Origin of the sequence: Halorussus salinus (assembly GCF_004765815.2) — an archaeon.
In the GTDB taxonomy this organism is placed as follows: Archaea; Halobacteriota; Halobacteria; order Halobacteriales; family Haladaptataceae; genus Halorussus; species Halorussus salinus.
Map to the genome: position 1 here is coordinate 19,582 of NZ_SBIS02000011.1, position 13,314 is coordinate 32,895.

A 13,314-nucleotide genomic window follows, 5' to 3' on the forward strand; every position below is an offset into this window, starting at 1 on the left:
TACTCAGGCACCGCCGGTCGTCGTGGTCGCGTTGGTCGCGCTGGCCGTCCGGAGACCGAGGAGCGCCCCGTCGGTCGCCGCCACGAGCGCCTGCGTCCGGGTTCCGTCGGGCGATCGGAGAGCGACGCCGTAGACGAGTTCGCCGCGCTTGATGCCCGCGTTCACGACCGAACCGTTCGTCTCGTTCGCCGCGAGTCGGATGGCGTCGCCGACCGTCCGCAACTCGGCGTAGTCGAACGCCGCGCCGCCGAGGAACTGCTGGCTCACGACCGTGACGTTGCGCTCGACCGCGGTTACTCGCGGGTCGGTCGCATCGACCGTGACCGTCGAGACGCTCAGGTTCTCGGCGAGGAGCGACAGGTTGTACACCGGCGTCCCGTCCTGCGACCCGAGGGTCACGACGACCGCCTTCTCGCCGGTCCGATTCTGCGCGAGTTCGACGGCGTCGAGCGCCGAGACGTTCAGGGCGCTCGCGTTCACCTGCTCGCCCTGCGTCGTGGTCGTCTCGCCGCCCTGCTGTGCGGCGACGTTCGATGGCTGTCGTTCGGTCGCTTCCGTCGCTATCGACGGCGTATCCGCACCGGCCGCTCCGCTCAGTCCCCCGGCGAGGAGACAGAGCGCGAGACCGACCGATACGAGCGTGTGGTGTCTCATAGAAAACGCGTCTCCCCATTCGGGAAATCGTTTGATGAGCGTGCTGGCCGACCGGTCTCCACGCCGAGTCGTCCGGGGCCGCGCTACTCCGCGGCCGTCACCTCGAACAGTTCCTCCCACCCTTCCACGAAGATGCGGTCCCCGACGATTCGGGGCGGGTCGGGGAACCCGAAGTCGCGTTCGACCGTCCGCAGGCGCTCGCCGGTCGCGCCGTCCACGAGTCGGAGTTCCTCCTCGTAGGTCAGACAGAGCGTCTCGCCCGCGACAGCGCCCGCAACGTCCGTGTCGGGCGGCGACTCCATCGACCACAGCGGGTCGCCCGACTCGGCGTCGAATGCGCGAACCGACCCGAATTCGGCCACGCTCCCGCCCGGAATCGCGTAGAGGCGGTCGCCGTCCGCGGCGAGTCTGTACCCCCAACCGTCGCCGACCGCGTTCTCGCGCGTCCAGCGCGTCTCGCCGGTCGCGGCGTCGAGTGCGAAGAGGTCCCTCCCGCCGACGTAGAGCGTCCCGTCCACGACCGGCGTGTTGCCCGCGTGGCCCTCCGACCCGAGGTCCACGCGCCGGGTCCACGCCGCGTCGCCGGTCGCGCCGTCGAAAGCCCGCACGACCCACTCGTGGTTCCCGTCGTCGGTACTCGCGTTGTGGGTGGCGAACACCCGCCCGTCGGCGACCGCGGCCGGGGTCGATGGCCCGGTGGTCCACTCGACCCGCCACCTCCTCGCGCCGGTCGTCGTATCGACGGCGGTGACGCCATGGTCGCCGAGGAGCGCCGTGTTCCCGGCTACCGTCAGGTCGCGGAACAGCGCGTTCGTCTCGTAGTGCCACCGTTTCCGGCCGGTCGCGGCGTTTAGGGCGGTCAGCCCGAGGTTTATCGAGACGAACACCGAGTCGCCGTCGGTCGCGATGGCGTGTGGCACCGCCCACGTCTCGTCGTCGGCGAAGGGACCGGTCTCCTTTTCGCGGTAGGTCCAGCGCTCCTCGCCGGTCTCGGCGTCGATGGCTCTCACGGCCTGTCGGTCGCAGAAGTAGAGGGTCCCGTCGGCGTAGACCGGGCCGTCCTCCGCGTTCGGGTCCCGGCCGGTGTAGAGTGTCTCGACGGCGAGGTCACCCGAGGAGAGCCGCGCGGACGGGTTCGCGGCGGTCTGTCTCGGCCCGTAGTTGCGCATCGGCCACCCGGCCACCTCGCCGGTCAAGTCGGGGGGCGACCCGAAGAGCAGTTGCGTGGCTTCGTTCTCGACCCACGGGCCGACGAACCGGGACGCCATGTAGCCAGCGTAGCCGACCGCACCGACTTGCAGGAGATTGCGGCGCGAGACCGCCGGGAGCCACGCGGGACCGACGCCGCCGTCGGCATCGGCATCGGCATCCGAGTCGGGGAGACCCTCGTCCGATTCGATGGTATCCGCGTCCGGGCCGATAGTGTCGGCGTCGGAGTCGGAGTCGGTGGCGTCCGAGTCCACGCTCTCGATTTCGCCCTCGGACGCCGCCGCGCGGAGGTGTCGGTGTCGCTGGTACAGGTAGAGCGCACCGAGGAGCGCCCCGAGTCCCGTCGCGACTATCGTGAGGTAGTAGACTCCCGAGGGGTCCCACGAGGTCCGTCGTCGGACGGCCGCGCTCTCGACGTGGAACGCGACCGGCGCGACGAGGTGGAGACCGAACAGTCCGAACACGAGGGCCGAGAGGACCGTGAACGGGAGTGCAAAGAAGAATCGCGCCGCGACGGCCCCGAGGGCGAGGTAGCCTATCGTCGCGGTGGGGAGCAGAAAGAGGACCCACCAAGCGAGTCGCTCGCGGAGAGTCGGGTCGTAGTCGTCGCGGGGGCGACGCCGCCCGTCCGCGTACCGGTCGCGCAGGACCGCCGCGAGGTAGGCACCGTAGGTGACTATCGCCGCGGCCGTCGAGACGACGAAGGTGACAGCCAGCGCCCCGTCGAGGGCGGAGAACTCCGGGAGACCGAACGTCCGGAGGAGGACCAATCGAGACATCGCTCCGACAGTTTGGAACGTCGGGACATGATTCTGTCGGAGCGAGCGGAGGCCGATTCCGAGGGACCGACGACCGACGGCGGCCTCACTCGGCCTTCCCGTTCACTTCGGCGGCGAGCAGTTCGCTGGCCTCCGCGAGGAGGGCGACGACCAGCGGTCCGGCGATGAACCCGATGGGACCGACGCTGAGCAGGCCGCCGGTGAACCCGACGAAGTAGAGGCTCCCCGGCAGGTCGGCCGTCTCGCGGGCGAGTCGGGTCCGGATGACCGCGTCCGGCAGCCAGCCGATGAGCAGGCCACCCAACACGAAGACGAGGAGTGCGCCCACGAGGTCGTCGGCGGTGACGCGGTAGGCCGCGAGCAGGGCGACCAGAAACGAGGGGCCGACGATGGGGAGGAACTGGAGGAACCCCGCGACGAGCGCGAGCGTGAGGTAGAACTGGTAGTCCAGCAGGAAGAAGACGGGGAGCGCGACGAGGAACGTCGCGGCGGCCGTCGCGGCCTGCAGGACGTAGATGGCGTAGAGCGTGTCGCGGGTGCGCTCGTGGAACGCGGCCGCCACGTCCCGATACGCGTGGGGAATCGGCGCGAGGAGGGCGCGCCGGGCCTGCCCGCGGTTGACCAGCAGGGCGAACACCAGTAGCGCGAACAGGGTGGCCTTGAGCGCGAGGACGGGCGCGAGGCGAGCGAGCGCGAGCGCGACGACGCCGAGGTACTCGCGCGTGACCTCGGTCACGACCCCGGCGTCGATGGTGTAGACCGTCCCCAGCAACTCGACGGCGACGCTCTCGGGCAAGTCCAGCAGGAAGCCGACCATCTCGGTCCGTCGCCGGTACAGCAGGAAGCCGAACGACGCGAAAAACAGGAGGACGCTCACGAACGCGACGGCGGTCGCGGCCGCGCTGGCCCACCACGGCGGGACCCCGCGGTGGACGAACCGCTCGTGGAGCGGCACGAGGACGTAGGCCACCGTGATGGCGAAGAAGACCGTCCCCAGCACGTCGAACAGCACCGCGGCCGCGAGCAGACCGGCCACTGCCAGCACGCCAGCCAACACCCACTGCCGCGAAGTAGACATGTCCGCCACATCGAACCCGGCTGGCAAAACCTTTCGGCTGTCGGCACGCGCCAGTCGGCGCGCGGAAGTCGGCACGCGGAAATCGGCACGTGGGAGTCGATGCGCCGAAGTCGGCGCTCGACGACCCGGTCTCTCGAAACTCCGACGGCGAGGGAACTCACGGTCGGGCGCTCCTCTCGCCGCCGAATCGACGCGACTCCACATCCCGCCAGTTAAGTATCACCGGATGTAACCACCCGGTAATGAAACGACGAACGGTGCTGAAACGCGGCGGGGCCGTCGGTATCGTCGGTCTCGCGGGCTGTATCGGCGGCGGGAGCGGCGGACAGGAGACGACGACCGACGGGACGACCACCCCGGCCGAGACCACCACTGAGGAGACCGCGACCGAGACCACCGAGGAGACCGAAACCACCGAGACGACCGAGCAATCGCTCAGCGGGACGCTGAAAGTCGCTACCTACAGTTCGTTCGTGGACGCGCCCAGTTCGTCGCCCGGCCCGTGGCTCAAGAAGGAGTTCGAGAAGCGCCACCCCGACGTGACCGTGAAGTACGAGACGCCCGACAACGAGGTCAACTACTACATCCAGCAGGCCGCGCAGGGCGTGGACGTAGACGCCGACGTGTACGTCGGCCTGAACGTGGAACACCTCATCCGCATCGACGAGAAGTTGGGCCAGCAGGCGCTGTTCGCGCCGATGGCCGACCAGTTGTCGAACTACGGCCACGTCAAGGAGGGCCTGAAGTTCGACCCACAGCAACGCGCGATTCCCTACGACACGGGCTACATCAGCCTCGTCTACGACGGCACCGAGGTAGAACAGCCCCCGACGACGTTCGACGACCTGCTGAAGAGTCGCTACGAGGGCGACCTCATCGTCCAGAACGCGAAGACGAGCGCGACCGGGCGGGCGTTCCTGCTGTGGACCATCAACACGCTGGGCGAAGACCAGTACCTCGACTACTGGACGAAACTGGAGGAGAACGGCGTCAAACTCCTCGGCACGTGGGACGAGGCCTACACCGCGTGGGAGAACGGCGAGGCCCCGATGGTCGTCTCCTACTCCACCGACCAAGTGTACGCCAACCGCTACGACCAGAACATGGAGAAACATCAGGTCGGCTTCCTCAACGAACAGGGGTACGCCAACCCCGAGGGGATGGCGAAGTTCGCCGACACCGACACGCCGGAACTCGCCGCGGCGTTCATGGACTTCATGCTCGGTCAGCAGGCACAAGGCGAAATCGCCGTGCGGAACGTCCAGTTCCCCGCGACCGACTGGGCCGACCTGCCCGCGGAGTTCGAGAAGTACGCCAAGGAACCCGAGAACCCCGTGACGTTCACCTACGACGAGCTACAGGGCAACCTCGACGGCTGGGTGGACTCGTGGGCGCGCCAGATAGCGGGCGGCCGATAGCGTGACCCGCGAGGAGGCCGGAGCCGAGGACGGGAGCGCCTCCGTGCGTCCTTCCGCCCGGCGCGAGCGCGCCGGACCGACCCGGTGGCTCGAACGCCACGCCATCGGCCTCCTCGGAGCCGCGACCGTCGTCGTCCTCGCGGTCGTGTTCTACTACCCGGTCCTGACGGTCTTCGCCGACGCGGTGCGGGTCGGCGGCGAGTGGACCGGCGAAGTCGTCGGCGAGGTCCTCACCGACCCCTTCTACTTCGGTCTCCTCGCGCCCATCTTCGGCGGCGAGTTCGGCGCGGTCGGCGAAGTCGCCGCGGAGTCGCCGCTCGGCCTGTTCGGGTTCACCGCGTATCAGGCGCTCCTCTCGACGGTCGCCAGCGTCGCGCTCGGCCTGCCGGGAGCCTACGTCCTCTCCCGGTACGAGTTCCCCGGCAGGCGGACGCTCCGGTCGCTGACCATCCTCCCGTTCGTGATGCCCTCCATCATGGTCGCCATCGGCTTCGTGGCGTTCTTCGGGACGAACGGGCCGCTGAACGACCTGCTCGCGCTCGTCGGTCTCGGTCCGGTGAACCTCCTCTTTACTCTGGAGGCCATCGTCGTCGCCCACGCCTTCTACAACGCGCCACTGGTCGCGCGAGTCACGACCGCGGCGTGGGAGAGCGTGGACGCCCGGATGGTCGAGACCGCCCGGTCGCTCGGCGCGAACCCGTGGTACGCGTTCCGCACCGTGCTTGCGCCCCAACTCCTGCCCGCGGTGTTGACCGGCGCGCTCCTCACGTTCGTCTTCACGTTCATGTCGTTCCCCATCGTCCTCGCGCTGGGCGGGTTCCAACTCGCCACGGTCGAGGTGTGGGTCTACTCGCTGGTGCAGGAACTCGAATACGCCGAGGCCGCCACCCTCGCGGTGGCCGAGACGGTGGTCTCGCTCGCGCTGACCTACGCCTACCTCCGGTACGAGGCTCGCCAGTCGGGGGGCGGTCGGGCCGCGAACCCGCCGCCGAGGAAGCGTCTCGTGCCGGACTCGCCCTCGCCGCTCGACGCGCTCGAACGCCTCGGCGTCGCGGCCTACGCCGTCGTGGTCGCGGTGGTCTTCGTCGGTCCCATCGCCAGCATGGTCGCCGAGAGCGTGACCGGTCCCTCCGGGTTCACGCTCCAGTACTACGAGTTTCTGGTCCGGCGGCAGGTCGAGGGTGCGTCGTTCCAGACGAAACCGGGGGTCGCGGTCCGCAACTCCGTGCTGTTCGGCGTGGCGACCCTGCTGGTCGCGCTCCCGATGGGCGTGACCGTCTCGGTGCTGACCGCCCGCGGGGGCAGGAAAACCAGACTCGCCGACGCGGCCGCGATGGCTCCGCTCGCGGTCAGCGGCGTCGTCGTCGGTCTCGGGATGCTCCGCGGGTTGGTCTTCGGCGTCGAGGTGTGGGGCCACCGATTGCAAGTCACCGGACCGGTCGCCATCGTCGCGGCCCACGGCGTCGCGGCCTACCCCTTCGTGGTCCGGAACGTCGCGCCGCTGTTGGGCGGCGTGGACCGGTCGGTCGTAGAGTCGGCCCGCGCGCTCGGCGCGACTCGGGTCCGGGCGTTGCTGGACGTGGAACTCCCGCTCGTGGCGTCGGGGGTCGCCGCCGGGGCCGCGTTCGCGTTCGCCATCTCCATCGGCGAGTTCGATTCGACGGTGATTTTGGCGACGGGGAGCAGTAGTTACACCATGCCAGTCGCCGTCGAGCGCTACATCGGCAACCGGACGCTCGGGCCAGCGACCGCGATGGGGACGGTCCTCTTGTTCGTCACGAGTCTGAGTTTCGTCGTCGTAGACCGTCTCGGAGGGAGGTGGGAAGTATGACGAGCATTCACCTGCGCAATCTCTCGAAATCTTTCGACGGCGTGGACGCACTGCAAGACGTGAGCCTCGACGTGGCGGACGGCGAGTTCTTCACGCTGGTCGGTCCCTCCGGGTGTGGCAAGACGACGACCCTGCGCGCCATCGCGGGGTTCGAGTCGCCCGACGAGGGCGCGGTCCGATTCGGCGAGACGGAGATGTCGGGCGTTCCCCCCGAGGAGCGCGACGTGGGTATCGTCTTCCAGAACTACGCGTTGTTCTCGCACATGACGGTCGGCGAGAACGTGGCCTACGGGCTTCGGTTCCGGGACGCGCCCGGCGGGCAGTCCGACGACGAGCGCGTCGCGGGCCTGCTCGAACTCGTAGATTTGCCCGGATTTCAGGACCGCAACCCCGACGAGTTGTCGGGCGGTCAGCGCCAGCGCGTCGCGTTGGCGCGGGCGCTCGCGCCCGGCCCGAACGTACTCCTGCTGGACGAACCGATGAGCGCGCTCGACGCGCGCCTCCGTCAAGACCTCCGGACGCAGGTCAAGCGAATCCAGTCGGAACTGAGCATCACGACGGTCTACGTCACTCACGACCAAGAGGAGGCCCTCGCGGTCTCCGACAGGGTGGCCGTGATGAACGAGGGCGTGGTCGAGCAGGTCGGCACGCCCGAGGAGGTCTACCGCCGCCCGGACACCCGCTTCGTCGCGGAGTTCCTCGGCGAGAACAACGTCTTCGCGGGCGAGGTCGAGGGCGACGCGGCGTGGGTCGGCGGGACGCCCTTCCGCCTGTCGGGCCTCGACGCGCCGGAGGGGAGCGAGGTCGTCTTCTGCGTCCGCCCGGAGAAGTTGACCCGCGGCCCGAGCGAGAACGCCTTCGAGGCGACCGTCGAGACGGTCGAGTTCCTCGGCGAGTCGTTCCGCGCGCACCTCGACTGGGAGGGCCGGGACGTGACGCTCCGGGCCGACGAGCGCCCGACCGACGAGCGCCTGCGGGTCGGGTTCGACCCCGACGACGCCCACGTCGTCTCCCCGAGCGCCCAGCGAGAGCGCGAGGTCGCCGACGGGGACCTCGCCTGACCTCCCCCGACCGGCCGCCTCGCGGGAACCCCGTAGCCGCGTCGAGACCTCTCGGATTCGAGTCCGGCGATAATGTTAGAATTCAAGACAATATCCGTCTCAGTCATAGACTTTTAGATACGTCGCCCGAACTGGTCGTACCGTGACCGATCAAGGCGACCGCCCAGTAGACGACTCGACCGACGCAGGGGACCTCGAACACGAGGACGACGTGACCTTAGAGACGGAGGTCGAAGAGATAGAACAGACCGTGCGAGCAGACGCCGACTACGACCGGGAGGCGGCCAGCGAGATACAAGCGTCGCTCGCGGAACTGCAGGACTCCTCGGAGAGCATCGCCGAGCGGACCCGAGAGATTACCACGCTCGCTCACGAGCAGTCCGAAGGGATGTCGCAGGTCTCCGAGGAGGTCTCGGACCTGAGCGCCGCGGTCCAAGAGATAGCCTCGTCGTCGGAGGAGGTGGCGACCGCCAGCGAGGAAGCCTACCGACAGGCCGAGCAGGGCCAAGAGGCCGCCGCCGAGGCGGGCGAGACGATGACCGAGATACAGACCGCCGCCGAGAGCGTGACTCGGGACGTTCAGACGATACGCGAGAGCGTCGAGGAGATAGACGAGATCATCGAGGTCATCAACGATATCGCCGAGCAGACCAACCTGCTGGCGCTCAACGCCAACATCGAGGCCGCCCGCGCGAACGAGGGCGGCGACGGCTTCGGGGTCGTGGCCGACGAGATCAAAGCACTCGCGGCGGAGTCTCAGACGCAGGCCGACGAAATCGAGCAGAAAGTCGGTCGGATTCAGGAGAACACCGAGAACGCCGTCGAGAGCCTCGAAGAGAGCAACTCGCGCATCGAAACGGGAATCGAAACGGTCGAGTCCGCGGTCGGGAGCCTCGACGAGATCGCCGACTCCGTAGAGGAGGTCAATCAGGGTATCGAGGAAGTGGCGTCCGCGACCGACCAGCAGGCCGCCAGCACCGAGGAGGTCGCGGCTATGGTCGATCAGACGACCGGCAACGCCGAGAACATCGCCGAGCGAACCGACAGCATCGCCGTCCAACTCGACGACCAGACCGACCAGATATCCGACATCAACCGACAGGTTGACGACCTCGTCGAGGATTGACCCTCGATTCGACGCCAGTGCGGACTCGCTACGCGCTCTCGTCGGGAAAGCAGTTCGCACAGTCGTCGTAGAGGACGGTCTGGCTCGCCGAGAGCCGTCGCCACTCGGCCTCCTCGCGGGCGAGGAACGCCCGACAGGCTGGCTCGTCGCCGGACTCGTCCGGCCGGTGGCGCTTCTTCGTCGTCGCGGTCGGACTGACGAGGTACGCTCGGGATTCGCGGTCGGATTCGGCGGTCGGTCGGCCCGCGCTCATCGCCACTCCTCCAACGCGACGGTACTCGACTCGGCGGCGTTGACCCACTCGTGAGTGGCGCGGGGGTTGTAGAAGACCAGTTCCGGGTCGCCGTCGCTGGCGGTCCGGAGGTAGGTCTCGATTCGGACGTGCGTTTCGTCTTCGGTCGGGGTGGCGTCTGTTTTCATCTGGATGCCTCCCGTGAGGATGTTCGAGTAGGTGGCTCAGGGGGTTAAACGCGAGCCAAGGGCGCAGTGAAAGTGAAACTGACTCGTCCGTAACCGTCTCGGCACAGCAGAACAGCGAAGCAGGCAGTCTTTACTCCTCTACGCCCCACTCGTCGTGGTCGGCCGTGGCGTCGGTGTCCTCGTCGCCCTCGTAGCCGTCGAAGTCGGCGAACGTGCGTCGTCGCTCGTCGTCGCAGTCGTCACTCCGTTGCTCGTCGTCGCAGTCGTCACTCATCGGTTTCCTCCCGACCCCGCCAGAACCGCTCTAACCCGAGCGAGAGCATGTCCGGACTCACGGGCTGGAACTCGTCGCGCTCGGTGTCTGGGAAGTACTTCCGCACGCTGTCCCACGAGTCTCGGGCGTAGCGCGAATCCACGAGGACGCGGACGCCGACCTCCTCCGGCCCGCGAATCACGCGCCCGAGGGCTTGGCGGGCCTTCCGGACCGCCGGGACCGTCAGCGCGTACTCGAAGCCGTCGCCGAACTCGCGCTCGTAGGCGGTCCTGACCGCTTTGGTCCGGGGACTCGCGGTGTTGATGATGGGGACGCCACAGACCACCGCGGCGCTGAGTCGGTCGCCCTCGTAATCGACGCCCTCCGTGAGCGTGCCACGGAGACTGGTCACGAGGACTTTGCCCTCGCCGCCGAAGAACTCGGCTTTCAGGTCTTCGGTCACGTCGTCGGCGCTACTCTCGTCCAGTAGGACCGGTTTCTCGACCTCGGGATTCTCCCGCAACGTCTCGGCGGCCCACGTCGCCTCGGCGTAGTTGGGCATCCCGACGAGGAGGTTGCCCGGCGTCTCGGTCGCCACCTCGCGGAGCGCGTCGGCGTACATCCGGCGGGTCTGGGTCTCGTCGTCCGGGCCACCGCGGTTGTCGTAGGTGAACTTCGGCGCGTCCACGGCGAAGCTCTCGCGGCACTCCTCGGGGAAGTTCAGGCCGTAGGTCCGTTCCACGACCGGGCGGCCCTGTTCGGAATCAAGGTGGTTCAGCCCCGTGACCTCCTCAAACACGTCCAGCGGTGCGAGGGTCGCGCTCATCAGGACGCCGCCGCCGAACTCCGCGAGTTGCTCGCCGATGGCGTCGCTGGGCACGCAGTTCTGCATGGCGAGGCTGGCGTTGTACGCGCGCCGCCACGAGGTGTCGGGTTCCTTCTCGTTCCACGTCCGGTCGAGTTCTATCTCCCGGAAGTAGCGTTCGTGGTCGTTGCGGTACCACTCGCCGAGGACCCGGCCCGCGGCGGGCGCGGCCCGCTCTTTCTCGTCGTCCTCGGCCTCGTTCAGGATGCGCGCGACGACGGCACCGACCGCCTCGGCTTTGACCCAGACGCCGTCGTGGTAGCCGGTCTTCTCGGCCCACTCGGAGATTTCGTCCGGCTGTGGCTCGGTGGGGTCTCGAAGCGGAATCTCGTCGTCGGGCAGGTCGTGGAGGTTGGACTTCCAGCCCCGGTGTTCGCGTTCGAGGTGGGCCGTGACGCGTCGGTCTAGCTCCTCGCGCAGGTCCCGGAAGAAGTCACGGGTCGCTTCGAGGTCCGCGAGTTTCACGTCGCTGTCTTCGAGTTCGCCGCGCACGAGGTCGGCGTCCGCGCTGGTGTGGGTCTCCTTGTCGCCGTCGAACTTGAGCGGTTGGATGACCCGCGTGAGTTCCGACTCGGCGTCCCGCAGGGTCGCGTCGCCCACCGCGTCGCTCACGAGGTCCCTGACGCGCGGTTCGAGCATGTGGGCCTCGTCGCAGACGACGAACGTCGATTCGTCCAGCAGGGCACCCGTGAATCCGGAGGTCGTCACCGGGTCGAAGGCGTGGTAGTAGTTGCCGACCACGACCTCGGCGTGGGGCAACATCGCGCCCATCATCGAGTGGGGGCAGGTGCCGTGCTGGACCGACAGCGAGACCAACTCCTCGGGGTCGATGAGTCCCATTCCGTCGAAGTCGAAGGGGACGGCTTCGACTGGGTCGCCGTCTTCTGGTAGCTCGTCCAAGAACTGCGCGTAGAACGGACAGTACTCCACATCGTCGTACTCCGGCATCTCCGGCGGATAGGGCGTCGGCTCGTTCGCGGTTTCGAGGTAGGAGGCGGCGGCTCGACCCTGCGTTCCCGAGTCGGCCAGTCCGGTCTGCTGGCTCCGAGCGCGCGAAACGAGATTTTGGGCGGTCGTCGGCCCGGCCTCGCCGGTAATCCCGCGGGTGTCCTCCCGCAGGGACTCACAGCGCTCGTAGACGTTTTCGTCGTCGATGCCGCCCGCGTTCTCGCGGTTGTACGGGCACACGTCGGCCTTCCCGACGAGCGTGAGGCTGGTCACGGGGTCCCAGTCGGTCGGGAGGTTCGCGTTGACGGTCCGGAGGTCCTCCTCGAACTGGCGGAGCTGTTGCTTGACGCTGGTCAGGACGACGACACGCTCGTAGTCGCTCTCCGGGTCGCGCACGAGGTCGATGCCCGCGGTCAGCGCCAGCATCGTCTTGCCGGTCCCACAGGCACCTTCGACCACTGCGAACCCGCCCTCCTCGGCGGTGTCGATGGCGGTTTCGATGCCGTCCACCTGCTCGTCGTACGGGTCGGCGTGGCCGAACACCTCGCGCCACGAATCGCTTGCGGTCACTGGGCCGGGGTTGGTCGCCATCGGGTTTGAACGTTTGGAATCCGAGCATCTCGCGTTCGCGGTCGTCAGTCGTCGCGTCGTCGGATACCGACAAGGCAAGTATCGAGACTGGTAGAGCTATGCGAAAGAAAGGAACAGATTACTCTAAGAACGACATTTAACTCTCCCAAGTCAGACGCGTGGGGGCGCGGCCTCCGGGCCGCACCCGTCCGCGCGAGGGACGAGTATCGGAGCGGAACGCAGTGGAGCGAGAAACGCAGTCGGTTGGGGAGGACGTGGCGCGGGGCGGTGCGGTCGTGGTGCTGTGCGGTCGCGGGGTGGTGCGGTCAACTCCTTGGAGTCGGGAATAGAGGGCTGTGCGGTTACGGTGGGGTCGCAGTGCCGTGCGGTCGCGGAGCGGTGTCGTGCGGTCGCGGAGCGGTGTCGTGCGGTCGCGGAGCGGTGTCGTGCGGTCGCGGAGCGGTGTCGTGCGGTCGCGGTCTTCTTTTGCTCGACGCCACTCTTCCAACGCAACCATCTGACTCCGCAACTGACCCCACTCGAAGCGAGGATTTTTGCCCGATGCCCGTCCACGTACGCACATGACCGAGCCGCCGCTCGAAGTCGAGACCGTCCTCGTCCCCGTCGATGGCAGCGACGAGTCGGTCGAAGCCGTCGAGTACGCCGTCGCCGTCGCCGAGCAGTACGAGGCGTCCGTCCACGCGATGTACGTTCTCGGCGAGGAGCTAGTCCGAGGCATCGAACGCGGGGCCGTCGCCAAGGAGGACGTACTCTCGGACACGGAGACGTTCATGGACGAGATGCGCGAGGTCGCCGCCGAGTACGACGTGGCCGTCTCGACCTCGAACGCCTACGGCTTCTCGACCACCAGAAAGACCCAGCATCCCGGTAGTGCGGTGTTGGACACCGCCGAGGACATCGACGCCGACTTCATCGTGATTCCGCGCGAACCCCTGAGCGGCGAACCCGGCGAAGTGTTGGAGAAGGCCGCCGAGTACGTGCTGTTGTACGCCAGCCAGCCCGTGCTGTCGGTGTAAGCGTCAGTTCGGGTCGAAGGTCGCGCTACGCGTTCTCCTCGTCGGTATCGGTGTCGTCTCGCTTA

The 13,314-nt window shown here is 67.9% G+C and carries 12 protein-coding genes; 5 read left to right on the forward strand and 7 right to left on the reverse strand.

Translation table 11 applies throughout. The annotated features are described in order from the left end of the window. Positions 1-3: 3 nt before the first annotated feature. The 3 genes from EPL00_RS19475 to EPL00_RS19485 all read right to left on the reverse strand — a co-directional run bounded on the left by EPL00_RS19475 (position 4) and on the right by EPL00_RS19485 (position 3,720). The gene (locus EPL00_RS19475; RefSeq protein ID WP_135854963.1) at positions 4-654 is read right to left on the reverse strand and encodes a hypothetical protein; all 651 of its coding nucleotides are present in this window, start codon (positions 652-654) and stop codon (positions 4-6) included. Between the two features lie 83 nt (positions 655-737). Then, positions 738-2,642 carry an outer membrane protein assembly factor BamB family protein gene (locus EPL00_RS19480; RefSeq protein ID WP_135854962.1) on the reverse strand — a complete coding sequence of 635 codons (1,905 nt, stop codon included), beginning with the start codon at positions 2,640-2,642 and terminating at the stop codon, positions 738-740. A gap of 85 nt (positions 2,643-2,727) precedes the next feature. Continuing rightward, positions 2,728-3,720 (reverse strand): AI-2E family transporter, encoded by a 993-nt coding sequence (locus EPL00_RS19485; RefSeq protein WP_162224278.1) that lies wholly within the window; start codon positions 3,718-3,720, stop codon positions 2,728-2,730. Between the two features lie 242 nt (positions 3,721-3,962). Here EPL00_RS19485 and EPL00_RS19490 point away from each other — a divergent pair, with 242 nt between their 5' ends. From EPL00_RS19490 to EPL00_RS19505, 4 genes are all read left to right on the forward strand, one after another. Next, the gene (locus tag EPL00_RS19490) at positions 3,963-5,138 is read left to right on the forward strand and encodes a thiamine ABC transporter substrate-binding protein (protein ID WP_135854960.1); all 1,176 of its coding nucleotides are present in this window, start codon (positions 3,963-3,965) and stop codon (positions 5,136-5,138) included. A 1-nt stretch (position 5,139) separates the two neighbouring features. Then, positions 5,140-6,969 carry an ABC transporter permease gene (locus EPL00_RS19495; protein WP_394352085.1) on the forward strand — a complete coding sequence of 610 codons (1,830 nt, stop codon included), beginning with the start codon at positions 5,140-5,142 and terminating at the stop codon, positions 6,967-6,969. Beyond that, positions 6,966-8,030: an ABC transporter ATP-binding protein gene (locus EPL00_RS19500; RefSeq protein ID WP_135854959.1), complete on the forward strand. Its 1,065-nt coding sequence runs from the start codon at positions 6,966-6,968 to the stop codon at positions 8,028-8,030. The genes EPL00_RS19495 and EPL00_RS19500 overlap by 4 nt, the downstream gene beginning before the upstream one ends. Before the next feature lie 142 nt (positions 8,031-8,172). After that, positions 8,173-9,156, forward strand: a complete 984-nt coding sequence (locus tag EPL00_RS19505) for a methyl-accepting chemotaxis protein (RefSeq protein ID WP_135854958.1) — start codon at positions 8,173-8,175, stop codon at positions 9,154-9,156. 28 nt (positions 9,157-9,184) lie between these two features. Here the strand turns inward: EPL00_RS19505 and EPL00_RS19510 are convergent, their stop codons facing one another. From EPL00_RS19510 to EPL00_RS19525, 4 genes are all read right to left on the reverse strand, one after another. After that, a complete protein-coding gene (locus tag EPL00_RS19510) occupies positions 9,185-9,409 on the reverse strand; it encodes a hypothetical protein (RefSeq protein WP_135854957.1) in 225 nt (74 codons plus the stop codon). Then, a complete protein-coding gene (locus EPL00_RS19515) occupies positions 9,406-9,576 on the reverse strand; it encodes a hypothetical protein (protein ID WP_162224279.1) in 171 nt (56 codons plus the stop codon). The genes EPL00_RS19510 and EPL00_RS19515 overlap by 4 nt, the downstream gene beginning before the upstream one ends. A gap of 130 nt (positions 9,577-9,706) precedes the next feature. Continuing rightward, the gene (locus tag EPL00_RS19520; RefSeq protein ID WP_202932717.1) at positions 9,707-9,850 is read right to left on the reverse strand and encodes a hypothetical protein; all 144 of its coding nucleotides are present in this window, start codon (positions 9,848-9,850) and stop codon (positions 9,707-9,709) included. After that, on the reverse strand, positions 9,843-12,233 hold the full coding sequence (locus EPL00_RS19525) for an ATP-dependent DNA helicase (protein WP_135854956.1): 2,391 nt from the start codon (positions 12,231-12,233) through the stop codon (positions 9,843-9,845). The genes EPL00_RS19520 and EPL00_RS19525 overlap by 8 nt, the downstream gene beginning before the upstream one ends. Positions 12,234-12,793: 560 nt before the next feature. Here EPL00_RS19525 and EPL00_RS19530 point away from each other — a divergent pair. Continuing rightward, positions 12,794-13,249, forward strand: coding sequence for a universal stress protein (locus EPL00_RS19530; protein WP_135854955.1), 456 nt, complete (start codon positions 12,794-12,796; stop codon positions 13,247-13,249). Positions 13,250-13,314 lie beyond the last annotated feature (65 nt).